General features: G+C 64.7%; 22 protein-coding genes and 2 pseudogenes. 10 read left to right on the forward strand and 14 right to left on the reverse strand.

Going from position 1 to position 25865, the window contains the following annotated elements:
- The first annotated feature begins 112 nt into the window (after window positions 1–112).
- The 4 genes and pseudogenes from B1756_RS06990 (at window position 113) to B1756_RS19840 (ending at window position 2999) form a co-directional block, all read left to right on the forward strand.
- Complete coding sequence (locus tag B1756_RS06990) at window positions 113–1030, forward strand: DMT family transporter (protein ID WP_086887890.1); 918 nt, start codon at window positions 113–115, stop codon at window positions 1028–1030.
- A 108-nt stretch (window positions 1031–1138) separates the two neighbouring features.
- Window positions 1139–1770 (forward strand): annotated as a pseudogene (locus tag B1756_RS06995) (IS6 family transposase); the annotation flags it as partial.
- An 85-nt stretch (window positions 1771–1855) separates the two neighbouring features.
- The gene (locus B1756_RS19835) at window positions 1856–2518 is read left to right on the forward strand and encodes an acyl-CoA dehydrogenase family protein (protein ID WP_228434517.1); all 663 of its coding nucleotides are present in this window, start codon (window positions 1856–1858) and stop codon (window positions 2516–2518) included.
- Window positions 2519–2576: 58 nt separating this feature from the next.
- Window positions 2577–2999 (forward strand): acyl-CoA dehydrogenase family protein, encoded by a 423-nt coding sequence (locus tag B1756_RS19840; RefSeq protein WP_228434518.1) that lies wholly within the window; start codon window positions 2577–2579, stop codon window positions 2997–2999.
- A 748-nt stretch (window positions 3000–3747) separates the two neighbouring features.
- Here B1756_RS19840 and B1756_RS07010 read toward each other — a convergent pair.
- Window positions 3748–6078 carry a heavy metal translocating P-type ATPase gene (locus B1756_RS07010; protein ID WP_228434520.1) on the reverse strand — a complete coding sequence of 777 codons (2331 nt, stop codon included), beginning with the start codon at window positions 6076–6078 and terminating at the stop codon, window positions 3748–3750.
- A 145-nt stretch (window positions 6079–6223) separates the two neighbouring features.
- The gene (locus B1756_RS07015; RefSeq protein ID WP_086887891.1) at window positions 6224–6823 is read right to left on the reverse strand and encodes an AsnC family transcriptional regulator; all 600 of its coding nucleotides are present in this window, start codon (window positions 6821–6823) and stop codon (window positions 6224–6226) included.
- A gap of 165 nt (window positions 6824–6988) precedes the next feature.
- Between B1756_RS07015 and B1756_RS07020 the strand changes: the two genes are divergently transcribed.
- Window positions 6989–8197 carry an inorganic phosphate transporter gene (locus tag B1756_RS07020; protein WP_086887892.1) on the forward strand — a complete coding sequence of 403 codons (1209 nt, stop codon included), beginning with the start codon at window positions 6989–6991 and terminating at the stop codon, window positions 8195–8197.
- Between the two features lie 88 nt (window positions 8198–8285).
- Complete coding sequence (locus B1756_RS07025) at window positions 8286–8909, forward strand: hypothetical protein (protein ID WP_186336510.1); 624 nt, start codon at window positions 8286–8288, stop codon at window positions 8907–8909.
- On the opposite strand, the gene B1756_RS07030 is transcribed toward B1756_RS07025, so the two are convergent.
- Window positions 8910–10421, reverse strand: a complete 1512-nt coding sequence (locus B1756_RS07030) for an amidase (protein WP_086887894.1) — start codon at window positions 10419–10421, stop codon at window positions 8910–8912. It abuts the gene before it with no gap.
- A gap of 90 nt (window positions 10422–10511) precedes the next feature.
- On the reverse strand, window positions 10512–11132 hold the full coding sequence (locus B1756_RS07035) for a class I SAM-dependent methyltransferase (RefSeq protein ID WP_228434522.1): 621 nt from the start codon (window positions 11130–11132) through the stop codon (window positions 10512–10514).
- Window positions 11133–11311: 179 nt separating this feature from the next.
- Between B1756_RS07035 and B1756_RS07040 the strand changes: the two genes are divergently transcribed.
- Window positions 11312–11845 carry a DUF7342 family protein gene (locus tag B1756_RS07040; protein ID WP_086887895.1) on the forward strand — a complete coding sequence of 178 codons (534 nt, stop codon included), beginning with the start codon at window positions 11312–11314 and terminating at the stop codon, window positions 11843–11845.
- Between the two features lie 37 nt (window positions 11846–11882).
- Here the strand turns inward: B1756_RS07040 and B1756_RS07045 are convergent, their stop codons facing one another.
- Entirely contained in the window at window positions 11883–12983 is a 1101-nt protein-coding gene (locus tag B1756_RS07045; protein WP_086887896.1) for an archaeosine biosynthesis radical SAM protein RaSEA, read from the reverse strand.
- Between the two features lie 496 nt (window positions 12984–13479).
- On the opposite strand from B1756_RS07045, the gene B1756_RS07050 reads away from it, so the two are divergent.
- The gene (locus B1756_RS07050; RefSeq protein ID WP_086887897.1) at window positions 13480–14346 is read left to right on the forward strand and encodes an NAD(+)/NADH kinase; all 867 of its coding nucleotides are present in this window, start codon (window positions 13480–13482) and stop codon (window positions 14344–14346) included.
- 15 nt (window positions 14347–14361) lie between these two features.
- On the opposite strand, the gene B1756_RS07055 is transcribed toward B1756_RS07050, so the two are convergent.
- The 6 genes from B1756_RS07055 to B1756_RS07080 form a co-directional block, all read right to left on the reverse strand.
- Window positions 14362–15006: a DsbA family oxidoreductase gene (locus tag B1756_RS07055; RefSeq protein WP_086887898.1), complete on the reverse strand. Its 645-nt coding sequence runs from the start codon at window positions 15004–15006 to the stop codon at window positions 14362–14364.
- A gap of 78 nt (window positions 15007–15084) precedes the next feature.
- Entirely contained in the window at window positions 15085–15915 is an 831-nt protein-coding gene (locus tag B1756_RS07060) for a DNA-directed RNA polymerase subunit epsilon (RefSeq protein WP_086887899.1), read from the reverse strand.
- An 817-nt stretch (window positions 15916–16732) separates the two neighbouring features.
- A complete protein-coding gene (locus B1756_RS07065; protein ID WP_086887900.1) occupies window positions 16733–17710 on the reverse strand; it encodes a nucleotidyltransferase domain-containing protein in 978 nt (325 codons plus the stop codon).
- Between the two features lie 33 nt (window positions 17711–17743).
- Complete coding sequence (locus B1756_RS07070; protein WP_086887901.1) at window positions 17744–17932, reverse strand: DUF8028 family protein; 189 nt, start codon at window positions 17930–17932, stop codon at window positions 17744–17746.
- Between the two features lie 4 nt (window positions 17933–17936).
- Window positions 17937–18137 (reverse strand): DUF7511 domain-containing protein, encoded by a 201-nt coding sequence (locus B1756_RS07075; RefSeq protein WP_086887902.1) that lies wholly within the window; start codon window positions 18135–18137, stop codon window positions 17937–17939.
- 273 nt (window positions 18138–18410) lie between these two features.
- Complete coding sequence (locus tag B1756_RS07080; RefSeq protein ID WP_086887903.1) at window positions 18411–19520, reverse strand: S1C family serine protease; 1110 nt, start codon at window positions 19518–19520, stop codon at window positions 18411–18413.
- A gap of 262 nt (window positions 19521–19782) precedes the next feature.
- On the opposite strand from B1756_RS07080, the gene B1756_RS07085 reads away from it, so the two are divergent.
- Entirely contained in the window at window positions 19783–20961 is a 1179-nt protein-coding gene (locus B1756_RS07085) for an NAD(P)/FAD-dependent oxidoreductase (RefSeq protein ID WP_086887904.1), read from the forward strand.
- Window positions 20962–21242: 281 nt separating this feature from the next.
- On the opposite strand, the pseudogene B1756_RS20210 reads toward B1756_RS07085, so the two are convergent.
- Window positions 21243–21591 (reverse strand): annotated as a pseudogene (locus B1756_RS20210) (Hsp20/alpha crystallin family protein); the annotation flags it as partial.
- 983 nt (window positions 21592–22574) lie between these two features.
- Complete coding sequence (locus B1756_RS07095; RefSeq protein ID WP_086887906.1) at window positions 22575–24026, reverse strand: aldehyde dehydrogenase family protein; 1452 nt, start codon at window positions 24024–24026, stop codon at window positions 22575–22577.
- 94 nt (window positions 24027–24120) lie between these two features.
- Between B1756_RS07095 and B1756_RS07100 the strand changes: the two genes are divergently transcribed.
- Window positions 24121–24369, forward strand: coding sequence for a hypothetical protein (locus B1756_RS07100; RefSeq protein WP_086887907.1), 249 nt, complete (start codon window positions 24121–24123; stop codon window positions 24367–24369).
- Window positions 24370–24711: 342 nt separating this feature from the next.
- On the opposite strand, the gene B1756_RS07105 is transcribed toward B1756_RS07100, so the two are convergent.
- Window positions 24712–25851, reverse strand: a complete 1140-nt coding sequence (locus B1756_RS07105) for an acyl-CoA dehydrogenase family protein (protein WP_086887908.1) — start codon at window positions 25849–25851, stop codon at window positions 24712–24714.
- Window positions 25852–25865 lie beyond the last annotated feature (14 nt).

Consider the following 25865-nt stretch of genomic DNA (forward strand, 5'->3'; position numbering starts at 1 on the left):
TTCTCGAACGACAGGTGTATCCTGAAGACACGGATATGGGCTTCCAGCGCTTCGGCGCAAATAACTTCATTAAACACAAACGATATACCACCGACTAAAATCAATATATTAAATGGGATCCAGAAGCTATATTTTGCTCTTTGTCGTCCTTGGAATAATCTGGGGCGGTGCATATCCAGCGATCAGAGTAGGAGTTGAGACAGTTCCACCCGTGTTCTACGCGGCAGTGAGATACGATATAGCAGCCATCATTATGCTCATATCCATATACCGTTCTGTTGACTATTGGTATCCACAGAACACAGGCGATTGGATCAACGTCGGGTTTGGAGGATTACTCATCATTGGGGCGTACAACGCCTTCCTCTTTACCGGACAAACAATCATACCAAGTGCTGTGGCAGCAATTCTTGTCGGCCTAATGCCAGTTTTTACAACATTCTTTTCACAGACACTCGTCTCCGATGAAAATTTGACACTTTCTGGCGTTAGCGGCATCCTGCTAGGTTTCGTTGGAATTATAATTATATCCCGACCCGATCCGTCCCACCTTCTCGGTGGCGATACATTCGGACAAGTACTGGTGATTGCTGCAGCAGCCAGCATGGCGCTCGGGAGCGTTCTTACGGAGCGAGTCGATTCTGACCAGCCGGCGATTACGATGGAGACGTGGTCGATGGCCGTCGGAGCAATCGTGTTACACGTAGCCTCGTTTCAAACTACCACTTCACCGTGGGCGATCCAGTGGACTCCGTCAGCAATCCTTATGCTGGTGTATCTGTCCGTTCTTGCGAGTGCAGCCGGTTACTTCATTTACTTTTATCTGCTGGAGGAGTTAGGCGCGTTCGAAATGAACTTTATCGCGTACTTAGCAGCGGCGTTCGGTGTCATTATCGGCTGGGCAGTGCTTCAAGAACGAATCACCCCGTACACGCTGATTGGGTTCGGCTGTATCTTCTGTGGGTTCCTCCTGATGAGAAAAGATGAGGCCAAACGAGTAGTGTCTATCATTCGTATGGTTCCAAGATAATTGCCATTTGCTGGGACGAAAACTGGTTTGATCACACGGTGGTGGTGCAGAACTGGCCGTGTTTAGTTAAGGCTGAAAAGCGAGGCGGGAGTGATTTTCAGCTTGCCCCTGGCGAAAGTCGCTCAACTCAGAGGTTGTAGCGAGTGGATCGAGGTGGATTTTGTGGAGCGAGATCGGACACCAAGCGAGCTGATGAAGCTCGGCACTCGACTCCATCTGGCTGGACTCTCACTTTCGAATACCATTCAAGAAATTGAGAAGCTCGGTGTCAAAGGTCACGGAAAGCCGTCCACGGTTGGGTGAAGGAAGCCGATCTACAGCCGACAGACGATGCCGGTCCGGATCACATCGCGCTTGACGAACCCGTGATCCGAATCAATGGATAGCAGTGGTGGCTGTACGCCGCTGTCGACCCGGACACGAACAAAGTTCTCCATATGAGGCTGTTTAGGACCACTACAACCAAAGTAACGCAGCAATTTCTACGAAAGCTCCAAGGGAAACACGACATCGAAGACGCCGTGTTTCTCGTCGATTGCGCCCAGCATCTAGCCGCAGCACTTAGTCGAGCAGGACTCCGATTTCAGACGGTTCGCCATAGAAATCAAAATGCTATTGAACGTGTCTTTAGAAATGTGAAAAGCCCCACATCTTCGTTTAGTAATAGCTTCAGACACGTGCAGCCGACGACCGCAGAAACATGGCTGCAAGCCTTCGCCGTCTGGTGGAATTCACTTAACCAAACACGATGGTCACGGATGTTCCCCAGCCAGCCTGCTATAGCAGGTTCTAGGTTTACTCGGCAAGGGACACCCCCCATGACACATGAGGTTTGACCTGACTAAGGACCAACAGGCTCTTCGAGATGAGGTTCGGGTGTTCACAAAAGAAGAGATCAAACCAAAGACGAGAGACCTTGACCGGGAAAAAGAGTATCCGAACACGATCCTCGACGAACTCGGCGAACACCGTTTGACGGGTGTGACAATCCCGGAAGAGTACGGGGGACGTGGCGAAGGCTTCGTCGAGCTCGCGTTAGTGATCGAAGAGCTATCGGCTGGGCTAATGTCCGTGGCGAGCATTATCGGGCTCCATCTCGGAGTTGCGGAAGTTGTCGAACGCTTCGGAACCGAGGCACAACGCGAGGACTTTCTTCCCGAGATGGCGTCTTTCAACACTGTCGGCGCTCTCGGCTTGAGTGAGGCGAACGCAGGGAGTAATAAACTGGAGATGGAGACTAGGGCCGAACGTGACGGCGATGAGTGGGTTCTCAACGGTCACAAGCAGTGGGTGACGAACTTTCTCGAGACGGACTACGTCCTCACGTACGCGAAGACCGGCCCCGATGAGAACGCACCACACAACATCAGTGCGTTTCTTGTCCCGACCGACGACTTCGAAGTCGAGACGGTGTGGGAGACGCTGGGTGCGAACAGTGTGAAGTCCCCGTGTGTCTCTCTCTCTCTCGGATGTTCGTGCTCCCGATGATCGACTCATCGGTGAGGAGGGTGAAGGCTACGTTCAGCGTGGTGGACTTCACACTGGGGTGAACGTCCCTGCTCGTGGCGTCGGTATCGCTCGCGCTGCCCTCGAAGATACGGTGGCCTACACAAGCAGTCGTGAGCAGTACGGCCAGCACATCAGCGACTTCCAAGGGGTTAGCTGGGAAGTCGGCAAGATGGCCGAACGAGTCGATACCGCCCGGTTGCTCACTCTCCGCGCAGCCGACCGTGCAGATCGCGGACACGACGCCGCACGCGAATTCAGTATGGCGAAAATCACTGCGACACAGGCCGCTGTGGACAACGCGAACGAGGCAATGCAACTCCACGGTGGTATTGGTTACACGACGGAACACCACGTCGAGCGGTATCTGCGCGATGCGAAACTTCTCACGATCGCTGGCGGTCCGAATGAAGGCCACAAGAATACGCTCGCAGAAGCAGTCTTTGAGCAGTACGAGAAGTAATCGAGAAAACAGCCATTTTCCGAGTCGTCGATTCCAGTACTTCCAGATATCCTCGTCGGTGATACCGTCGAGGTATTCGAGGACGATGACTGGGTTCTCGAACTGGAAGGCGTATTCGACGGCCTTTGTAGAGGCTTTCACGATTTCGTTGACCGCACTCGTTGTGTCGCACCCGCCATCGAAATTCTCGTTGAGTAGCGATTCGTATCGGTCGTACTCCTCGTGGAGCTTGCGCTGCTTGTACTGAGTGGGTGGGGCAAGATACGCTTCGAGCGTCTTGCACTCCGCGCTCATTCTTCAGCAGCGTCGAGTCCCCGTTCGATGCGTTCGGCGCATACGTAGTCCGTTCGCAGGCCGTTCTCGCGGGAGTACTCTCTCACAGAATTACCGAGGCGGATACCACGGGGCTTGACCCGAGGCAGTTGACTGACAAGCTCCGTACCTGCCAGACGGGGCCGTTGACATCCGGGCTTAGACGCTTCCCGGTATCCCACCTCTCAACGAGCCACCGCACTTCTCGGGACGAAAGAGAACCCTCGAGACGGCAACGCTCAATACTGCCTGTGACGTACCCGTTACCGGCCGATGACGAAGGACTGCGGTGCCGAGGGCGTCGGGGCCGGACGGGGGTCGCTCCGTTCCTCGCGCTCGTCGACGAGTTCCCGAAGGCACTGAGGCCGCTACCTTCCTGCAGCGCCTGCCGGTCGAGCGCCAGCCTTGGTGGGCCACAACAGGAGAGGTCGACCGTTCAGAGCTCGAGTCGGCTCAGCCTCGCGGAGTTTGTGATGACCGAGAGGCTCGAGACGAACATCGCGACGACGGCGATGACGGGGTGGAGCAGGCCGACGAAGGCGATTGGGATGGCAAGGGCGTTGTAGACGAACGCCCAGAAGAGGTTCTGTTTGATCTTCGAGAAGATGCGCTCGGAGAGGGAGTAGGCGTCGACGAGTGCAGCGAGCGAGCCACGGACGAGGCTGACGTCGCTCGACTGGATGGCGACGTCGGTGCCGGTGCCGATGGCGACGCCGACGTTGGCCTGCTTGAGCGCCGGGGCGTCGTTGATCCCGTCGCCGACCATGGCCACGTGTTTGCCTTCTTCCTGAAGGTCCCGGACGGCCTCGATCTTGTCCTGCGGGAGGACGCGGGCCTTCACGCGCTCGGGATCGATGTCGACCTGATCGGCGATGGCGCGAGCCGTTCGCTCGTTGTCGCCGGTGATCATCCAGGTCTCGAGTCCGCGGTCGTGGAGCGTCCGGATCGCCGCCCCGGAGTCGTCCTTGATCGTGTCGGCGGTTGCCACCAGCCCCGCGAGGTCGCCGTCGACGCCGACGAGGACGGTCGTCTTCCCCTCGGCCTCGAGGTCGACGACCGTTTTCTCGGTCCGCTCGGGGATCTCGATACCACGGTCGGCGAGGAACGATGCGTTGCCGACGGCCACCGTTTGCCCCTCGATGGTCGCCTCGATACCCTTGCCGGGGACGCTGTCGAACGACTCGAGGTCGGCGAGGTCGATGTCCTCCTCCTCGGCGTGGTCGACGATTGCCTGCCCGATCGGGTGTTCGCTGCCGCGTTCGGCGGAGGCGGCGAGGCGGACGAGGTCGCGCGCTTCGACGACGGCGGGATCCGCACGATCGGCGGCGTCACCGGGGCCATCTTCGAGGCGGTCTTGATCCTCGAGGGAGCCACCGTCCGCGTGGGCGTGGTGAGCCGGGACGACGTCGGTAACCGAGTGGTCGCCCTCGGTGATCGTTCCCGTCTTGTCGAGGACGACGGTGTCGACGTCCTTCAACGTTTGAATCGCCTCGCCGTCTCTGAAGAGGACGCCGTACTCTGCGGCCTTGCCGGTGCCGGCCATCAGTGCGGTCGGCGTCGCCAGCCCGAGTGCGCAGGGACAGGCGATGACCAGCACGGCGACGGAAGCGAAGATGGCCAGCGTCAGCGGGTCGAGCGCGAGGTCGACCCACGGGAGGGCGGGCGCGGCGACGCTGGCGACGGCTCGCATCGCGTCGGGGAAGACGAACCAGACGAGAAACGACAGCGTGGCGAGCGTGAGTACGATCGGGACGAAGACGTTCGTCACGCGGTCGGTCAGCGCCTGAATCGGGACCGTGGTCCCCTGGGCTTCCTCGACGAGGTCGACGACCTGCGAGAGGAACGTGTCGTTGCCGACCTTCTGGGCCTCGACGCGGAGCAACCCGGAGCCGTTGACCGTCGAGCCGATGACCTCGTCGCCGTCCGTCTTCGAGACGGGGTCGGACTCGCCGGTGACCATCGACTCGTCGACGGTGCTTCTGCCCTCGAGCACGACGCCGTCGACGGGCACTTTCTCGCCGGGGCGGACGACCAGTTCGTCGCCCACGTCGACCTCTTCGACCGGCACCTCGAGTTCCTCGCCGTCGCGGACGACGCGAGCGGTCTCGGCCTGCATCGAGACCAGCCCCTCGATGGCGGCGCTGGCCCGGCCTTTCGCCCGGTCCTCGAGGTAGGTACCCACGAGGTGGGAGGCCATGATCATCGCGCCGACGCCGGCGTAGTTCTCGATCGGCGAGACGAACACCATCACACCGGTCGCCCACGCGACGACGGTACCGAGCGCGATCAGCGAGTCCATGTTGAACGAGCCGTTTGTCACCGCCCGGAGGGCTGAGGCGTGGGTGTTGCGCCCGTAGTAGAAGACGACGGGCGTGGCGAAGACGAACAGCAGGACGTCGATCTGGAACCCGGTGAGCGGGTCGATCGGCGTCCACATGAACACCATCAGGAGCAAGATTGGCGAGGTGACGATCCAGGCCCGGATCGCCAGTCGCCGCTGGGCCAGGAGGTCCGCGTCCTCCTCGTCGTCTTCGAGTGACTCCTCTCGGACGCCGTATCCCACGTCCTCGACGGCTTCGACGAGTTGCTCGTCCGGGAGGCTCTCGTCGTGGTGGACGGTCGCCCGCTCGGTGGCGAAGTTGACCGCCGCCTCGTCGACCTCCTCGAGGTCCTCGAGCGATTCCTCGATCGTGTTCGCACAGGTTGCACAGGACATCCCCGTCAGGGAGAGGTCGGTTCGCTCACGGCCGGCCGCTGTCGATGACATGGTTGCTCACCCTGTGTGAAGATACGCCATCACCGTTCATGCGGTTTCGTGCTCAGAGTCCTCGGTTCGAGCGAGCGAAAACTTTCGAATCCAAAGTGCGAGAGTCGATCGGAGTTCGGCTGCGGTATACGTAGACGAGTTCGCCTCAGTCCTCGTTCACGCCCTGCTCGAGTCGTTCGTACTCCGCCTCGAACGACGCCTTGCAGGTTTCACAGCAGAAGGCCCGCGTCTCGCCGCCGACCTGCGAGATGGCGCCGTCGCTTCCGACGTCGTTCCCGCAGACGACACAGGAGAGCGCGAAGTCCGCCGGCGAGACGCCGACGCTCCACTCGTACCGGGCCAGCGGCGTGACCTCGTACCCCTCGAGGACCTCGAGATCGACGTGCTCGCGGAGCCAGACGTGGACCGGCTCGTCGGGGATGGCGACGTGGGCGAGGATCGTTCCGTCGAGCAACTGGAAGACGTGTTCGGTCGCCTCGAGGTCCCGCAGGTCCTCGAAGACGCGCTCGACGGCCGCCGGCGTGACCTCGAGCCGAAGTACCAGTGGCTGTCGGTTCCGGAACGCCGTCCGGTCGACGTCGATCGTGAACTGGCGGATCACGCCCAGTTCCTCGAGGCGGGAGACGCGGTCGGAGACGGCGGGCGGCGAGAGGCCGACCGCGTCGGCGATCTCACTGTACGGCCTGCGGGCGTCCTCTTGTAAGAGGCGGACGATCTCGAGGTCGGTCTCGTCGAGGTCGCGCATGTGTTCTACTCGGTGGGCAATTTTCATGAACCTGTCCCCGGATTCGACCCGGAAATCCAAAGTCGAGGTGACCGGCCAGTTCGAAATCGAAACAGGAGTCGCCCAGCAGCGAGGTCGGTCGAATGTCGGACCATTTATTCAGCAGGGAAGAAGTATCCGTTACCCGTGATCGACTGGGCGTTACTGGTGGGCGTACTCGTGGCGTGTTTCGTCGCGTACAACATCGGCGGGGCGACGACCGGACCAGCGTTCGGACCGGCCGTGGGTGCGGACGTGCTAAGCAAGACCACGGCGGCGGCGCTGATGTCAGTCTCGTTCTTCGCAGGTGCGTTCACTATCGGTCGCCGCGTCGTCGACACGCTCGGCGAAGACATCGTCACCGATCCAAGCGTGTTTACGCTCGAGGCCAGTATCGTCGTGCTCGGATTCATCGGTCTCGCGCTGCTGGTCGGCAACATCACGGGCGTGCCGGCGTCGACCTCGATGACTGCAGTCGGGGCAATCGCCGGGCTCGCCGTCGCTGGCGGAGTGCTCAACCGCCCGGTGCTGACCGAGATCGTCTCGTGGTGGATCCTCGGTCCCGTGATCGGCTTCTGGGTCTCGGTGATGATCGGTCGGTACCTCTATCCACACGTGGATCGGCTTATCGCGATCGATCGAACGGACGAGCCGCTGGTGACGATCGACCGAACGGGATCGGTACCGAAACCGGCGGTTCACGAGGATGCGAGCCGACGCGAGCTCGTCGGCGCGGCGATCGTCGTCGGGATCGGCTGTCTGATGGCGTTCAGTTCAGGCGCGAGCAACATCGCGAACGCGATCGCACCGCTGGTCGGCAGCGGGCAACTGGCGATGAATCCCGGGATCGTCGTCGGCTCGGCGGCCGTCGCCGTCGGCGCGTTCACGATCGCCAGACGGACGATGGAATCACTCGGCAACGACATCACCGACCTGCCGCTGACGGCCGCGATCATCGTCGCCGTCGTCAGTTCGACGATCGTCGTCTTCCTCTCGGCGATCGGCATCCCGGTCCAGTTCGTCATCATCGCCACGTTGAGCATCGTCGGACTCGGCTGGGGCCGCGCCACGCGAACCGTGACTATCGCCGACGCGGTCCGTCGGCAGGACGTTCCCGTGACTGCCGGTGGCCTCCAGATGGACGCGGAGGCCCCGACGGTCGGCGAGCCCGACCTCGAGAGTGACTCCGCTGACGACGTCGATCCGATCGGCGAGGAGTCACCGGAGACGGTTCCCGCAGCGTCGGACCTCTTCGATCTCGGGGTGACCGCGCGAATCGTCGTGATGCAGTCGATCGTCCCGGTCCTCGCGACGATCGGCTGTTATCTGACCTTCGAGTTCGTGGTGTTCGCCTGACGACGTGGCCACCCCAAGAGAGCCACTGGAGTCGACCGCCGGGTGACCGCCGACCTGATAATCCCCGCCGCCCAACGAGGGTGGTATGGTGAGCACACTGCGGGGTCGGCAGACGCAGTTCTACATCGACATCTGTTACGGCATCGCGTTCTCCGCTGGCTTCGGGTACTTGCTGGTGTTCGGGATGGACCCACGTGTGGCGGCGTTCATGGGCGGACTCGTGCTCGGGTACTTCCTGCGGGTCTGGGAGAACATGAGCGTCTACGAGCGGATCCTCGAGGAAGAGGTCGCCTCGAAAGCGGAGACGCAGGTTGCCGAGGAACTCGACGAACAGGTTCCCCAGCGCGTCGAAGAGCGCGTGACCACCGAAGCCGAAGAGCGAGTCGCCGAGGAACTCGACGAGCGTGTCGAAGAACGCGTGACCACCGAGGCCGAGGAGCGAGTGACGGAAGAGCTCGACGAGCGCGTCGAGGACCGAGTGACGACGGAGGCGGAAGAACAGGTCGCCCACGAAGTCGAAGACCGGGTCGCCGACGAACTCGAGGCACAGATTAGCGGGGCGGACGAACGCACGGTCGCGGACAACGTCGAAGCGGAGCTGTACGATCGAATCGCCGCGGTCGACGAGGAACTGGCCGAGACGGTGCGCGAGCACCTGGCGGACGCCGACGAAAACGGCGGCGCGCGAGAGGAACCCGAAACCGCGGAGTGATCAGTCGCCGGTGGAGCGTGCGGCCTCGAGCGCGCGTCCCGCCTGCAAGACCGTCGCGTCGTCGAACCGGGAGCCGACGAGCATGAGGCCGGTCGGAAGGCCGTCGGCGGTTCCAGCGGGAACGCTGATCGCCGGGTGGCCGGTCCGGTTGAACGGCGTGGTGTTGGCGAGGACGTCCTGGCTCGCGAGGCGGTCGAACTCGTCGCGGTCGCGGTCGCGTTCCCGCGCGGTCACGAGCGTCGTCGGCATGGCGAGCAGATCGTGTTCCTCGAGGACCTCGTCGTACCGGGTGGCGAGTTCCACGGTGAGGTTCATTCCGTGGGCGTAGTATCGCGAGTGGTACTCGTTGTTCGTGTAGGCGCCGAGGAGGACCAGCAGTTTGAGCGCCGCCGGGAAGTCGTCGGCCTGTGCTCGGCGGGCTTTCCCGAAGGCCTCGATCCACGACCGGTTGTACCAGGCCTTCCAGCCGTGACCGAGCCCCTCGCCGAGGAACGCGTCGAGCAGCCCCTCGGCGGCACAGACCGAGTGAATCGCGCCCGCGTCGTCGTGCATCGGGACCGAGACGTCCTCGACCGAGGCGCCGGCGTCGGCGAGCAGGTCGATCGCCTCGCGGGCGTTCTCGAGCACGCCAGATTCCGCGTCGGGGTCGTCGAAGCCCTCCTCTAAGACGCCGATCGAGAGCCCGTCGACGCCGTCGTCGAGCCCCTCCTCGTAGCGCTCGACGGGTACCGGCGCGTGCGATCGAAGGTGCTGTTCGTTGCTCCCGGCGATGACCGAGAGGACGCGCGCGACGCTCTCGACGTCGGGCCCCATCGGTCCGGGGTGGTCGATAGCGTGCTCGATGCCGATACAGCCCGTGTAGGGGACGAGTTCGTAGGTCGGCTTGTGGCCAACGATCCCACAGAGGGCGGCAGGGATGCGGACGCTCCCGCCCTGATCGGAGCCGATGGCGGCGTCGGCCTCGCCGGTCGCGACGACGACCGCGCTCCCGCCACTCGAGCCCCCGGCGAGGTAGTCGTCGTCCTCGGGGTGGCAGATCGGCCCGAACGCGCTGTGGCCGGTCCGGGTCATGGCCATGTCGTCCATGTTCGTCTTGCCGACGATGTCTGCGCCAGCCTCGAGCAGCCGGGTGACGACGGTCGCGTCGCGGTCGGGGACGTAGCCCTCGACGACGTTCGAACCGCAGGTCATCTCGACGCCAGCGACACAGACGTTGTCCTTGATGGCGACGTCCCAGCCGGCGAGGTCGCCGTCGTCGCCGGCGACGAAACAGCGATTCACCCAGGCGTTGTGCGGATCCTCGTCGCTCGAGACGCGGCGACCGGCGCTCCGGACGCGGGATTCGGTCCCGCCGAGTCGCGGCTCGAGGCTGTAGTTCGCGACCGTCTCGTATCGGTCGACCCGGTCGGCAGCCAGTTCTGCGAATCGCTCTCGCTCGTCGGGGGTGAGATCGAGGTAGAGGTCTTCGGCAAGCTCCGCGAGGGCGTCTTCGGTCGGCGGCCGCAGTGGCATAGAGGTGCCTCACGGGTCTGGCGGAAGTGATCGTGGGGTGCATTCGCAAGCCAGCATCGGGATGGAAGACTCGAGCAGGTGTCGTCTTCCTCACTCGAGCCCACCGCCGGACACCAACTCGAGCGGTGGCCGACTTCCGTCGGCGTCGTCGCGTGCGACCAGCGTCACTCGCGGTTCGCCGTCGACCAGCGATTCGTGGTAGTACAGCACCCGCAGGTCGCGACAGGCCTCGAGGAGTTCGTTCGGCGCGAACCGGTAGTGGTCGCCCGGACCCGGTCGGTGGTCCGCATCGGAGTCCGAGCCGCGGTATCCAGCCGGCGACTCGAGGTAGTGTTCGTAAAAGAGGATGCCACCGGACGCGAGGGTCGACTGGATCGCGGGGAGCCTGTCGCGAACGTCGAGGAAGCTGATCGTCACGAGGTCGTAGGCATCGCCGGGGAACGCGTAGCTGTCGACGTCGGCGAGGATCCACGCGATTTCGCCCGCCTGCTGTCCCACACCGTCGTGATCTCGGCTCACGGTTCGATCGCGAGCGCGCTCGAGTTGCGCCCGCGAGAGGTCCACGGCGTCGACGGTCCACCCGCGAGCCGCGAGGGCGCGGGGGTTCCGCCCCAGCCCGGTCCCGAGGTCGAGCGCCCGGCCCGGAGGAAGTGACTCGAGGAGCGTCCGGAGGACCAGCGCAACGTCGTACGTCGACGGATCGTGACTCACGTCGGTTCGTCTCCGACGACGGCGTACTTGAATACTGGCTGGTTGCACTGGCTCGAGCTGGCTGTACTGGCTCGAGCCGCAAGCAATGCGCTGTGACCGATTTATGGTCGCCACGCTGATTGGCACATATTTCTGGAGTGGAGAAAAGATATATTCGTTCCCGCGCCAAAGTGCGGACAATGCCAGAGAGTCCGGATGCCGCGAGCGATCCGTCGGCCCGGTGGCAGTCGGATCGGACGACGTTCCAGCGCGTCTACGACGTTCTCGTGGGGACGACCGATCCCGCGTCCGCACAGCAGTTCGCAACGCGGGCGGACTGTTCCGAAAACGGTGCTCGACAGGCGCTCGAGCAACTCGTCGAGATGGGGATCGCCGATCGAACGGATACTCGTCCGCGCCAGTACGTCCGGAACGAGTCGTACCTCCGGTGGAAACGCGTCGAAACGCTCGCACGCGAACACAGCATCGGTGAGCTTCGGTCACGTCTCGACGACCTCATCACCGCGGATTCGGAGTTGCAGGACAGATACGACGTCCCGGACCCGAACGCGGTCGTCGTCTCCGACGATCCGGATACGGACCACGAGACGGTCCACGAACGCTGGGACGACCTCGCTGACTGGCGAACGATCCGTCGAGACATTCCGATCCTGAAACGCGCCGTCCGGCGGGCCGAATCGGCGAGCGACGGCCGCGTGAACTCGAGTTTGTGATGGACGGAGGCGAAAACGAACGTAATCGGTACGGGGGTCAGTTCGTCAGCGGCTGGTTGAACCCGCGCTCGCGCTCGAGGACGGTCTCCCAGGTGAGTTCACAGTCACAGGAGACCTGCTCGAAGACGGTGGGGTCCTGTCGGAGGCCGAAGTCCTTGATTGCCTTCTGGACGAGGTCGTCGCACTCTTTGCAGTTGTGCGGGCCGCGGTCGGAGCCGTGGCCGACGGGGTCGGAGACGACGATGGCGTCGACGTCGGCGGTCTGCTCTAAGACGTGGGCGACCGACCAGAGCCACGGCGGGCGATAGCCCCCGCGGAAGTAGAGGTCGTCGACCATCGTGTAGCGCTGGACGTTACAGGGGTTCATCGAGACGGTGTGACAGCCGGCAACGTCGGCACAGCGTTCGATCGAGGAGATCATGTCCTCGACGGCCTCGGATTCGGTGAGGAACGGCGGCTTCATCAGGAGATAGGCCTTGATCCCGGCATCGGCGTCCTCGCCCGCCTCCGAATCTGCGGCGGCGGCCTCCGCGCAGGCGTCCTCGAAGTCCGCGAAGTCGAAGTACTTGTTCACGCAGTCGTGACGGACCCGATCCGTGGCCGTCTCGAGGCCGATCGCCATGTCCGTGTCGATCCCGTGCTGGGTGAAGTCGCCGATCTTCTCGCGGGAGACGAAGTCCGGCAGCGACTCGAGGACGATCCGCTCGCGGTCGGCGAACGTCTCGGCGATGGCTTCTCGGGTGCGGGCGCCGACCTCGCGCTCGTCCAAAAAGGAGCCGGAGGTGTAGATCTTGATGAGTTCGGCAGGCTCGTCGGCGTTTTCACTTTCGTGCTCGAGACAGACGTCGATCTGGTCCAGCAGGGCCTCGTGGGAGACGGAACCGCCGTCGACGCTCTCGGCGACGTAACCACACATCGTGCAGCCGCCGGCTCGAGCCCAGCGGCAGCCGCCGGTGTTGAGGATGATCGTGAGGCTCTGCTTGACCCCGTCGGGGGTGTTGTCCTCGTCGAGCCAGACGCGGGTAGGCTCGTGGGGGTCGTAACTGGCCTCCTTGCGCGAGCGGATCTCGCGCATCACCTGATTGTGGGCGTCCATGCCCTTGCCCTGCTCGTAGACCTCGGGCGTGGGAGTGCTCATTACTCGATCTGAGCGGCCCAGCAGGTAAAGCCCCTGCGCCTCGCCACTGGTCAGATACGAGTTCGGCGCTGCAGAGACATCAGTTCGCAACACCACGAAAGCCCCCGTCTCGCTCGACCATCCGCGGCTCGTTGTCGTTCGAGAGAGCGAAGCTCTCTCGTGATGACCAAAGACCTCCGGTCTTTCGAACCACGGTCCTCGCTTCGCTGCGGTCCTTACGTCGCCGAGGATGGACCGACCGAGACGGCCCCTTTCATTCCCACCCGTGTCGACTGCTCGAGCAAGCTACGTGGGTGGGAATGAAAGGGGCTGCCCTGGTCGCTGAGCGAGACGACGTAAGCACCGCAACATTGTGAGGAGCGCAGCGAGTCGCAGCCAGCGACCAGGGCAGGGGCTTTCGTGGTGTTCATCGGCGACCAATCGAAACATGGTTCGCAGAACAATCGCACGACTAGCGACGCGTCTTTTTTGACGACGGCCGCGCAATCGGAAGGCGATGGACGTCGCCGTCGGCATCGTCGCCCAGCGAGGAAACGAGCGCGCACAGAGACTCGCCGGAACCCTCCTCGAGACGCTCGAGCGGGACCACGGCGCTGACGTGGTGGTGGACGAGGCGACCGCCAGCGCGGCGGCTGCCGACGCGACGGACGAAACGGACGACCTCCCCGGCGTCGCCGTCGAGGAGATGGCCGACCGTGACCTCGTGGTCAGCATCGGCGGCGACGGCACTCTCCTCTTCGTCGCTCGAGCGATCGGTTCGACACCGCTCGTGGGTGTCAACCTCGGAGAAGTGGGCTTTCTCAACGCAGTCGATCCTGCAGACGCGGAGGCCGTGGTCACCGATCTCGTCACGATCATCGAGGCTGGCGACCCGGTCCCCGGTCGCGACCTCGTCCGCCTCGAGGCGAGCGCTGCCGGCGAGTCGTGGATCCTCGAGCCAGCGCTCAACGAGGTGCTCGTCCACGGGCCGCGACGGGGCCACAGCGGCGGGGCGACGATCGAGATCCGCGTCGACGGGACACAGTACGTCGAGACCCACGCCGACGGGGTTCTCGTGGCGACGCCGACCGGTTCGACCGCCTACAACCTGAGCGAGGGCGGGCCGCTGGTCCACCCCGATGCGGACGCACTCGTCGTCACGGGGATGGCCCCCACCGAGCCGATAGCACCGCTGGTCGTCGATCAGGACGCGAGTCTCTCGATCACGGTCTCGAACGCCCCCGAGGCGTTCGTGATCGGCGACGGGCGCAACCGTCGAGCGGTCGAGCCCCCAGTGACGGTCGCGGTGTCGACCGCCGACGAACCAGGGAAACTCGTCGGCCCGGAGTCGAACGTCTTCGAGGCGCTCGAGAAACTCGAGTGAGCCCGATCAGTTCGATCACCCCGCGTCGACCAGCCGCCCGAGCTGTGACGGCGGCACCGCCCCGCGGGCGACGCGCCCGTCGGCGACGAACGTCGGCACGCCGGTGATCCCGCGTCGATGGGCGTCGGCGAACCGGTCCTCGAGAGACGCGCGCAGGTCGTCGTCAGCGATTGCAGTCCTGATCCCCTCGCTCGAGAGCCCAACGCGGTCGGCGAGGTCGGCCAGTACGTCGACCTCGCCGATGTCGCGTTCGTCCTGCCAGAGCGCGGTGTAGATCGCCTCGTCGAACGCGGGCCACGTCTGGGGATGCTCCCGAGCGACGTACAGCGAGGCCTGCTGGGCCGGCAGCGAGTCGACCTCGATCGCGAGTTCCTGTGCCATCTCGACGCCGTACTCCGCCTGCAGTCGACGGACGTTCTGGCGGGCCTGCTCGTAGTAGGCATCGTCCTTACCATCGTCGGCGTCGTGATCGATCGAGCCGTCCGGGTTCCGCTTGTCTCGACGCAGATCGAACGGGTGCCACTCGAGCGCGAGCGGTTCGGTACGCTGCTCGCGGTACTGGGCGAGCGATCGTGTGCCGAGATAACAGAATGGGCAAACGTAGTCGGCGTAGACCGTGAGCCGGTCGGTCGCCCCGGGAGTCGACGGGGTGTCAGACATACCTGCGATAGGAGGCGTCGACGGAAAAACGACCGGACGCCGGCAGTCTGGCCCGCGTCGGGTGTGGGCCGACTCGAGTTACGCGCCGTCGCGGTTGGACGGATCGGCTGCGGAGTCAGCACCGACGACATCGGCATCCGCGTCTGCGTCCCTGTCGACCGACACCGGCAGGTTCGGATCCCGGTACGGGTTGTGCCCGTAGGCCGGAAGCTCGTCCTCGAGTTGCTCTTTCAACACGCGCCGAAGGCGATTGAGGCTCGTCGTGTCGAGGCCGTGTTTCGACGCGAGTCGCTTGAACGTCGGCTCGTCGGTGACGTCGTGCGCACGGTACTCGGCGAACAGCTCTTCCATGCGGTCGGCCGACAGCGACTGGACGTCGACGTCGTCCAGTCCGAAGTACTGTCGCCGATCGACGTCGACAACGTGGCGAATGACGACCAGCGCGACCTTCTCGATCGCCCGCTGGCTCCCGAACTCGGTGAGGTCGATCTCGTCCATCACACCGAGCGCAAGATCGCGCTGCCACGGCGTCACCTCGAGGGCGTTACACAGCGCCTGCGTCGTTCGCAGGCGATCGAGGTGGTGGGCACGCTCGCTGTAGCCCGGCGTCGCGGCGTGCTGTTCGTCGTGGAGGCGGCGAACGCTCTCGGAGAGATCCCCGTCGGGCGACTCCGCCCGCCCGATCACCGTTGCACTCGGCGTGACGACCCCCCAGCGCCGGACCGTCGCGTCCCGCTGGGCCGCCGCTCGAGAGAGCGAGCCCGCTCCCGGCCGGGTCTCGAGGTGGTGCGTCGACTCCTGCTCCGGCGTGACGCCGCCATCGGCTCGAAGATCCGACGAGGATCGCGAACCGTCGGTCTGGAGGGGCTCACCGCGACCGGCGTCGGGCGCGGATCCGTCGGGTTGCATCTCGTCTGAGGGTCAGCGGGCGAGACTGAAAAAAGCTCGTGCTCGTTCGCGTACGCCGTCAGGTTTGTTCGGCCGTAGGATCGTCGAACGCGGACGCGAGCACGGTGGCGGTCTCTCCACACCGCACCCATCGGAATTGTCCGCTCTGGAACTCGAGTCGGTGTTCGACGCTCGAGCGCTGTCTGAAGTATCGACTCGACGGAGTGGCAACTCGACGGTGATGAGCCACCTTCGAAAATCCCTTCGTAGCTCTACCTTGTGACCAGAGGTACGTAAAGAGCGTCGGCGGTCGACGTCGCTCACGGGGTGAAATCTCGGGCTCGTCGCCCGAAGAAAGTCGTCGCGTCGACAGCGGCCGCTCGAAACTCGTGAGCGCGTGAGAACGGCCGTCTTCCCGCCATAGCTCCACCTTGTGACCAGAAGTACTTAAAGAACGAAGGCAGCTTGCAACTGAGAGACGCGGGTTCGAATCGACGAGACCGTCGACAGTAGCTACTCGAGAGCTGTAGAGACTGCGAGAACGGCCGTCTTCCCGTCATAGCTCCACCTTGTGACCAGAAGTACTTAAAGGAAATACGCTCCACCGGTCCGACCACGGCCCCGAGTCGACCGACACCGTGTCTCGAGTCGACCGACACCGTGTCTCGAGTCGACCGACACCGTGTCTCGAGTCGACCGACACCGTGTCTCGAGTCGACGAACGTCGACAGCAGTCGCTCGAGGTTCGTGAGTACGTGAGAACGACCGGCCTCCCGTCATAGCTCTACCTTGTGACCAGAGGTACTTAAATGAGGGTCGGGCAGCCGACAGGCGAGCGTCAGCCCCGACTCGCGTCGATCAGGTCGTCGACGAACGCGTCCAGTCGGTCCCGATCCGGGCCACCACGAGCGTGGATCGACGGATCGATCGCTCGCGGCGGGGTGGCGAACGACCGGCCGACGAGGTCGCCCACGACCTCGCTCCCCTCGCCGCGGCGCTTCCGCTCGAGCAGGTCGCGAGCCCGGTCGATCCGGTCGGCGTCGAAGACCGTGGGTGCTTGCTCGTCGAGGAACGCCTCGAACTCGAGGGCGGGCAGGTCGTGATCGCCCCGCTCGCCGGTTGCGAGCAGGTAGCGGGCGGACATCGCCGCCCGGCAGACCGTGAGGTTGCGTTTGACCGTTCGGTCCGTGGCGGTCTCGGCGTATCGCTCGTCGTCGGCGTCGATCCGTGTCGTCCCGTCGGGTGCGTCGACGAGGAAACCGTCGTCGTCTCGCTCGCGGATGGGATAGACTTCGCCGTCGCGCACGAGGTGACAGGAGAGGTACTTCCGGTAGTTGTTCCTCGCGATCGCCCGCCAGTCGTGGTACAACTCGATCGGATCGAAGGTCCGTTCGACGAACGCGCGGAGCGGGGCAGGGTCGACGGTCGTCCGATAGCGAACGGGACTTCGGAGGAGGTCGATCGCCCCCTGGTTGGACTCGGCGAGCAACCGGGCGAACGTGGTGACGTCCCAGCCGTGGCACTCGAGGTCGACAGTCGGCGCGTTGCCCCGGTCACCGTCGTCGTCAGAATCTGGCTCACTCGAGTCGTCGAGCACCGTCGGTGGCCCCTCGAGGTGGGCGTACCGGCGCAAATCGGTCGCGACGAAGACGAACCCGACGTCGTAGTCGCTGTCGGGTCCGGCCGCCCCCCAGGCGTGACTCCCGCGGGCGGCCGCGAAGACGATCGAGACGTCGTGGCGGCGCTCGAGGCTCGAGAGGGTGTCCTCGACGGCCGCGTGGACTGCTGGTGGGATCGAAGGCCGGGGAGCGGGCATCGGTGAGACGGACGGGTCGAACGGTAAAAACGATCAGGTCGATCGCGAACCGGGATACTCGTGGCCGACCACGAGCGCGACCACGTTCACGACGAGAAGGCCGAGAAACAGCGAGAAGGTGAACGCGGAGTCGAGGCCGAGGAGAAAGACCGGAACGTACGTCAGCGGCATGACGGTGGCGACCCAGAAGCTTGCAGCGGTGATGGCATCGCGTAGACGCATCACCCTAGCGCATCGAGTCGAGGCCGACGAAGGAGTCCTCGTGGGCCGAGATCCAGGTCGTCATGAGTTGTTCCTCGCTGGCGTTCCGGGGGAAGATCGCACACTCGTCCGGTGCATCGTCGTTCTCGACGGTGACGACGTCGAGTTCGAGGGCGTCCCGCGGGGGTTCGTCCATCCGTGGTCGGGTGTCACCGTTAGAGGTCATCGGTCGGTCGACCCCGACTACCCCGGTACGGGTAATTGTTATCCAGTAGTTTACAGTCCACTGGGGGCAAATTTTCCCCGGTGGACGGGAGAAGAAGAGGCAGGAGCCGGGTATCTGGAATTTCCGGCATACGATGACTATCGCGTCGATCGGGACCGTCTTAGCGGAGCGTTAGCGAAACGTTAGTGAGAACGTAACCAGCCGTTTCCGCAGGTGGATCGTCGATCACAGTCCCGTCGTGGTCGCCCCCACCTCGAGCCGCCGCAGACGCGATCAGTTCTCGGGGCGTTCACCGAGCGCAAGCGGCTCGGTAACCTCCCGACCGTCGCGCCAGATGCGCAGGTCGATGGTCTGGTCCGGACTCGTCTCGAGTGCGAGGAACGTCGAGAGGGCGTGGCGATCCGGAATCGGCTCGTCGTCCATCTGGACGATGACGTCCCCGCCGACGGGGACCGGTTCGCCGCCCCGTTCGACGAGGCCGTCGGCACCCTCGAGAACCCCATCGGCGGGACCGTCGGAGATGACGTCGGTGACCATGATACCGGTCGCTTCCGGCAGGTCGTTTTCCTCGGCGATGACGCGGTCGACCGTCGCGAGGTGGATACCCATGTACGAGTGGCGAAACTCGCCGTCCTCGATCAGGGTGGGAACGACGCGACTGGCCAGCGCGGCGGAAATGGCGAAGCCGATGTTGTTGCCGCCGCCGGCGTGGACGACGCCCACGACGTCGCCGTCGAGGTCGACCAGCGGGCCGCCGCTGTTACCCGGGTTGACCGCGGCGTCCGTCTGGACGACGTTGGGGAACGAGAAGTTGCGTCCGGGCGCGTCTGTCGTGCGATCGACGCCGCTGACGATGCCGGCCGACATCGACCCCTCGAGCCCGAAGGGGTTGCCGATGGCGAGGACCTGCTGACCGACGACGGGGTGTTCGGCGCTGAACGACAGCGGTGTCGTCGACTCGGGAACGTGGTCGACTTCGAGAACTGCGAGGTCGCTAAAGCGGTCCGTGCCGACGAGGCGGGACCCCGACCAGTCGCCGGTGAGGTACTGGAGTTCGACTGCCTCGGCACCGGCGACGACGTGATCGTTCGTGACGACGTGGCGGTCGTCGACGACGAATCCGGAGCCTTCGCCGCGGCCTTCGGCGTCGGACGTCGGATCCTCGACGCCGAACGCCCGGACCTGCGTGACCGAGTCGATGACGGCCTCGTAGACGTCGGTGAACGCCGAGCCCTCGGCGACGTTGTCCCGGTCGATCTGGTGGGAGGAACTGCCGTCGATCTGGCTTCTGGAACGGGGCTCTGCACAGCCGGCGACGGCCGCCGAGAGGCCGGCCCCTGCGAGGGCCAGAAAGCCCCGACGGTCCAGCCGATTCGTCCTCATGTGCGGGCGAAAGGATCCCTGCTATTTCAACCCGGGTGTCTTTGAGCAGCGGAGACCCGGCGACCACGACTTCCGGCCGGAACCCGAACGACTCGAGCACCGGGTGATTCCCCGCCGCTCGCTTCGAGTCGTCCTCCCGTGAAGATAAGTCACTCCACCGCCGATGGGCGGGCATGAACGCCCGCGAGACCCACACGAGAGGTCCCCCCGTGCTCGAGTCGTCAGCAGTCGCGACGTTACCCGGTGTCTGCGGTGGTCGGCGATGAGCGACGACCCCGACCTCGCCGTCGGTGCCGACGCGTTCACAGACCGCGGCGCAGGGCTGGCGGTCGCCGTCGTCGGCGCAGGTGCGGTGGGCGCGACCGTCGCGTACGAACTGGCCCGTGAGGGTGCCGACGTGACGCTGTACGATCGGGGCGGAATCGCGAGTGGCTCGAGCGGTCGCGCGGCGGGCATCTGTTACGACGCGTTCGCCGATCCACTGGACGCCGAGATCGCTGGCGAGTCGATCGAGCGGTTTCGCGCGCTCTCGGGCGACGAGACGTTCCCGTTCGTCGAGTGCCCGTACGTCTGGCTGGCCCGCGAGGGCGACGCGGAGGCCGCCGACGCGATCCGCGGGCAGGTCGACCGGATGCAAGACGCCGGCGTGATCGCCCTCGAGATGGACGCCGACGCGCTCTCCGAGCGGTTCCCGTCGGTCCGGACCGACGACGTCGCCGTTGCCGGGATCGCTGGCGCGGCCGGGTACACCGATCCGGCCCGGTATACGGCGTGTCTCGCGGCCGCTGCGACCGGGGCCGGCGCGACGCTCGAGTCCGACTCGCCGGTATCAGTTCGGGCAGACCCCCCTCGAGTGCTCGAGGAAGACGGCACCAGCCACGAGGTCGACGCCGTCGTCGTCGCCGCCGGCGCACGCACGCCGTCGTTGCTCGCCGACGCCGGCCTCGGGATCGCCGCCAAACCCTACCGGGTGCAGGCGCTCGTCGCGAGCGGCGTGTTCGAGGAACCGATGTGCTACGATGCGACGGCCGACTTCTACGTTCGGCCCCACGCCGAAGGGCTGCTCGCCGGAAACGGGACCGAAGAGCGAGAGGCCGAGCCTGACGCGTACGACCGTGACGCCGACCCGGACTTCGCCGACGGCCTCGTCAAACGAGTACGCCACCGGTTCCCGGGCCTCGAGGGGAGTGTCGACCGGGCGTGGGCGGGACTCTGTACGGCGACGCCGGATCGTGATCCACTGGTCGGAGAACGAGCAGAGGGGGTCTTCGTGGCGACGGGGTTCCAGGGACACGGGTTCATGCGCGCGCCGGCGATCGGTGCGCGGCTGGCCGAGGAAGTCCTCGGCGGCGACGGTATCGATGCCTTCGATCCGACGCGGTTCGACGGTGACGAGACGTTCGCGATTCGAGAGGGACTCCACCTCGAGGAACAGAACTGAGCCGGCCAGTCGAGGTCACGTGGCCGGGCCGACTCGAGGTCACTCCCCGACCTGGAGGCCGTCACGTCGGTCCGGACGTTCGGACGAGGCGGTCGTCGCTTGCGGATCGCGATCGGGGCCCGTGTCGGGACCTCCGCCGGTTGCTCGATCACTCGCTGGAGCGGTGGTCGTTCCGGGGCCCACGTCGTCGCCGACGTCCGTCACTGCGTCGGCGTCCGAATCGACGTCCGATTCGACTGCGGTACCCCCGCTGACGGTCGACTTGGGGATGTCGATCCGGAGCGTACCGGCTTCGGAGAGGTGTGCGGTGCCGGCGTCCGGGTCGACGTGGGCGTCGTCGGGGAGGTCGACGTCACCCTCGAGAGTCATCCCGCGACCGGGATAGCGCACCTCGTAACCGTCGCGGTACTCCCGGAATCGATCGATTCGAACCCGGACAGCGCCATCGACGTACCGGACCTGCACGTCGTCGGGGTCGGCACCCGGGGCGTCGAAGACGACGCGGTAGGACTGTTCGCCCTCGAGAACGTCGACGGGTAACGATCGGGTCGTCTGGAGGTGACCGTTCGCGCGGCCGAGCTGCCGATAGAGGACGGTTCCGATGGTCGACGTCAGGTCGTCGAGGCTCACACCACCTCACCCCCGGCGGCGCTCGAGGCGCTCGCCGGAACCGGCTGGAGGGCCCTGCTGGGCGCGTGGAACATCTTGTCTCTTGAGGCTACGAGAGCCACGGCTTTAGTGATTGTGCTCACCCCGATTCCCTTCGTCGAAGCATCCCGGGACTGGACAACAGATTGTGATCACGCATCCTATACGACAGGATCAATTCTATATCATATAAATTACTAACACCGAGCTTTTATATAGTGGACAGATACGATCGGATCGTCGAGGGTCGCGGTGTCGAACCCGTCACGACAGCCTGTGTGGCCTCGAGAGCCCCGTCGAACGAGTTGCCGACGGTCGGTTGACGGTCGGCGGCGGGACGAACGTGGCGGAGCGACTGCCGGTTGTCGACCGCGTTTGAAACCCGGTGGACCGGTTTCGAGCAGGATCAGAGGGCGGTAGGCGTTCGGCTGGCCAGAGAGAGAGCACCCAACAGGTATCCAGATATCGAGTGTTTTCGGATTTAGTCAGCTTGTTTATCTGTAGACCGAGAGCGACGCCGGTGGGTAGCCCTCGGCGAGGTCTGAGACAGCGTCCCGACGTTCGAGCGAGGCTCGAGCGGCGGACCTGGCGGGGCGAAACCCCGTGGTAGTCCACCGCGCGGTCGTCGGGACGGCCACGAGATGCCACCCTCACACGATACGGAGCGGTCACGGACTCGGATGCCATCGGAGCGGACCACTCGAGAGCCCGGCGGTGGGACCGGGCGATCCCTGGGCAGGATCGGAAAGCGGTATGGTGGCTTGGCGGCGCAGCGTGGCACGGTCCGGTGGCTGAAACGCGGACCGAGCTACGTCGCCGTGTTATACCGTGACGTCGAGTCGCCTAAGTGTACGGGATGCGGCGGGCGGTTCCGGTTCCGCCGGCTCCCCGAGCGGGGGCTGGAGATCGGTCTGCTCGTCACTCGAGCGCGACGGCGATCGGGGCGCTCGACCAGCAGGGCTGGCTCACTCGAGGTTGACGTTGACGTTCTTGGCCTGGGTGTACTCGGAGATCGCTTCGGTGCCCTGTTCCCGGCCGTAGCCGCTCTGTTTGAAGCCGCCGAAGGGCGTCTGGGGCTGGGTGACCGGGTACTCGTTGACACTGACCATCCCGTAATCGAGGTGCTCTGCGACCGTGTGGGCCGTCTGCAGGTCCTGTGTCCAGATGCCGGCCATCAGGCCGTACGGGGAATCGTTGGCGATCTCGATGGCCTCCTCGCGGTCGCCGAACTCGATGACCGAGAGCACCGGACCGAAGATCTCCTCCTGGGCGATCGTCATGTCGTTGCTGACGTCGGTGAACACGGTCGGCTCGACGAAGTAGCCCTGGTCGCGATCGGCCGGGACGCCGCCGCCGGTCGCGACGGTCGCACCTTCCGCTTTGCCGGTCTCTATGTACTCGAGGACGTCCTGCTGGTGGCTCTCGCTGACGAGGGGGCCCATCCGGCCGTCGTCGTCGATGCCACTGCCGAGCGTGGTCGCCTCGGCCTGGGCGACGATCTTCTCGACGAGATCGTCGTGAACCGACTCGTGAACGAGTACGCGCGAGCCCGCCCAGCACATCTGGCCGGCGTTCATGAAGATGCCGTAGTGACAGCCGCTGGCGGCGTCCTCGAGGTCGGCGTCGGGGAAGACGACGTTCGGCCCTTTGCCGCCGAGCTCGAGCGTGACGCCGGTGACGTTCTTGGCGGCGCGTTCCATGACGCCCTTGCCGACGCCCGTCGAGCCGGTGAAGGCAATGTGGTCGACGTCCGGGTGCTCGACGAGGTGGTTGCCGGCGACGCTCCCGCGACCGGGGACGACGTTGAGGACGCCGTCCGGAAGGCCGGCGTCCTCGGCTGCGACGGCGTAGTAGAGCGCCGACAGCGGTGTGGTGCTCGAGGGCTTGAGCACGGCGGAGTTCCCGCAGGCGAGCGCGGGAGCGAGGCTCCGACCGGCGAGCTGGAACGGGTAGTTCCACGGGATGACGTGGCCGGTGACGCCGACCGGTTCCCGGAGCGTGTAGTTCAGTCGGTTCCCGGGGACAGGGACCTCGTCGCCCTGTATCTTGTCGGTCCAGCCGGCGTAATAGCGGAACGTGTCGATCACCATGTCGACGTCGATCGAGGCTTCGAACGGCGTCTTGCCGTTGTCGTAGGACTCGACCGTGATGATCTCCTCCTTGCGGTCTTCGATGGCGTCGGCCATCCGGTGGAGCGCCGCCCCGCGCTCGCGAGGTGCGAGCGACCGCCACTCGCCGTCGCGGGCAACGGCGCGGCTGGCTGCCTCGACTGCAGCGTCGACGTCGTCCTCGGACGCCTCCGCGAGTTCCGCGTAAACGTCTTCGGTTGCGGGATCCTCGGTCGTGAACGTCTGGCCGTCGGCCGCAGCCGTCCACGAGCCGTCGATATACAGGTCTGTTGGGCCGTCGTAAGTCATGCACTCGAGGATACAGAGCCAACGACCGTAAATGATGTGATACCGTCCGGCACGACCGAGTGGCGACGTAACGGATAGCCGTTACCCGAGCGGGTTGGCATCGGCCACGGCAGTACTCGAGCAGTCGGTCGCTCACGCCACCAAAGACGCCCGCGAGGAGTCGATGGCGGCCGTCGAGGGCGTCCGTGAGAGTGCCGACCGGGTCGCCCGCACGACCGAGCAGGCCGTCGAGGAGACGGGACGCCAGAAGGCGGGAGTCTTCGGCCTGGCTGAGCGGTTCGAGAATCCGGCAGACCAGTCAAACCCCGGCGAACGAGAGCGGCGAGAGTGGTTCCCGTCGTGATCCGGGGCGACCCCGTGATCGATGGCGGAACCTGACGAGCCACGAGTCGTTTACATCGATCGTATACACAGCTCACAGTTTCGAGTTGACGGAGCCTGTCCAGGCCATCGAGTGTACCACACGAAGGAACGCACTGGGAGTTTCTTGCACGGTCGTTCGGTCGTTACGGACGTACAACCGTAATTCGACGCGTGTTCGTATACTCCCTTCGTATACAGGGTTCCAGAGCGCGAGACCCAGCGGTCACGTCGCGAAGCGAGAGCGTCGCTACGGCCGAACCGGGGTGAAAACAGCAGGACGAACGGTTCGAGGGCCGCTCACGAAGAACGGCCAGCGGACCGATCAGAGCACCCGATCGGCGATGATGTTCTTCTGGATCTCGCTCGTGCCCTCGTAGATCTTGGTGATCCGGGCGTCGCGGTAGAAGCGCTCTGCGGCGTAGTCGGTGACGTAACCCGAGCCGCCGTGGACCTGGAGACCCTCGTCTGCGACCTCGACGGCGACCTCGCTCGCGAACAGTTTGGCCATGCTCGAGTACCTCGCAGCGACCTCCTGGTTGTTCTGTTCGACCTCGGTCGCGGCGCGGTAGGTCAGCGAGCGGGCGGCCTCCGTCCTGGTCGCCATCTCGGCGATCTTGTGTTCGATCGCCTGGAAGTTACTGATCTTCTGGCCGAACTGTTCGCGCTCGTTGGCGTACTCGACGGCGGCGTCGAGTGCACCCTGGGCGGCACCGACGGCCTGGGCGGCGACGGCAGTCCGGGCGGACGCGAAGAACTCCATCAGCTGGTAGAAGCCCTGATCGACCTCGCCGATGACGTTCTCCGCGGGTACGCGAACGTCGTCGAGGACGACCTCCGCGAGGTCGGAGGCGTGGATGCCGAGTTTGTTGTCGATCTTCTCGGTCTGAATCCCGTCGGTGTCCATCGGCGCGAGGAAGGCGGTGATGCCGCGGTGGCCCTCGCCGGGGCTGGTCTTGGCCATGATCACGCCCACGTCGGCGACCGTCCCGTTCGTGATCCACATCTTGTTGCCGTTGATGACGTACTCGTCGCCGTCTTTTTCGGCGACGGTATCCATACTCGCGACGTCAGAGCCGTGCGCCGGCTCTGAGATCATCGAACAGGACGCAGACTCACCGCTCGTGACCCGCGGGAGCCACTCCTCTCTCATCCACTCGTCGCCGAACTCGCGGATCATGTCCATCCCGAACCCGGCGCTCTCGATGGCGATGCCGATACCGGGATCGGCCCGCCAGAGTTCCTCGGTGACGATCGTCGCCGAAATCTTGTCCATCCCGGCACCGCCGTACTCGACCGGTACCTCCGGCTCGACGAAATCGTACTCCGCTGCCTTCTGCCGCAACTCGACCGGATAGCGGTGTTCACGATCGTACTCCTCGGCGACGGGTTTGATCTCGTTCTCGCCGAACTCGCGAACGGCCTCGCGAATCGCCTCGTGTTCTGGTGATAGGCTAAACGACATACGAGACCACACGA

The sequence above is a fragment of the Natrarchaeobaculum aegyptiacum genome (genome assembly GCF_002156705.1).
In the GTDB taxonomy this organism is placed as follows: domain Archaea; phylum Halobacteriota; class Halobacteria; order Halobacteriales; family Natrialbaceae; genus Natrarchaeobaculum; species Natrarchaeobaculum aegyptiacum.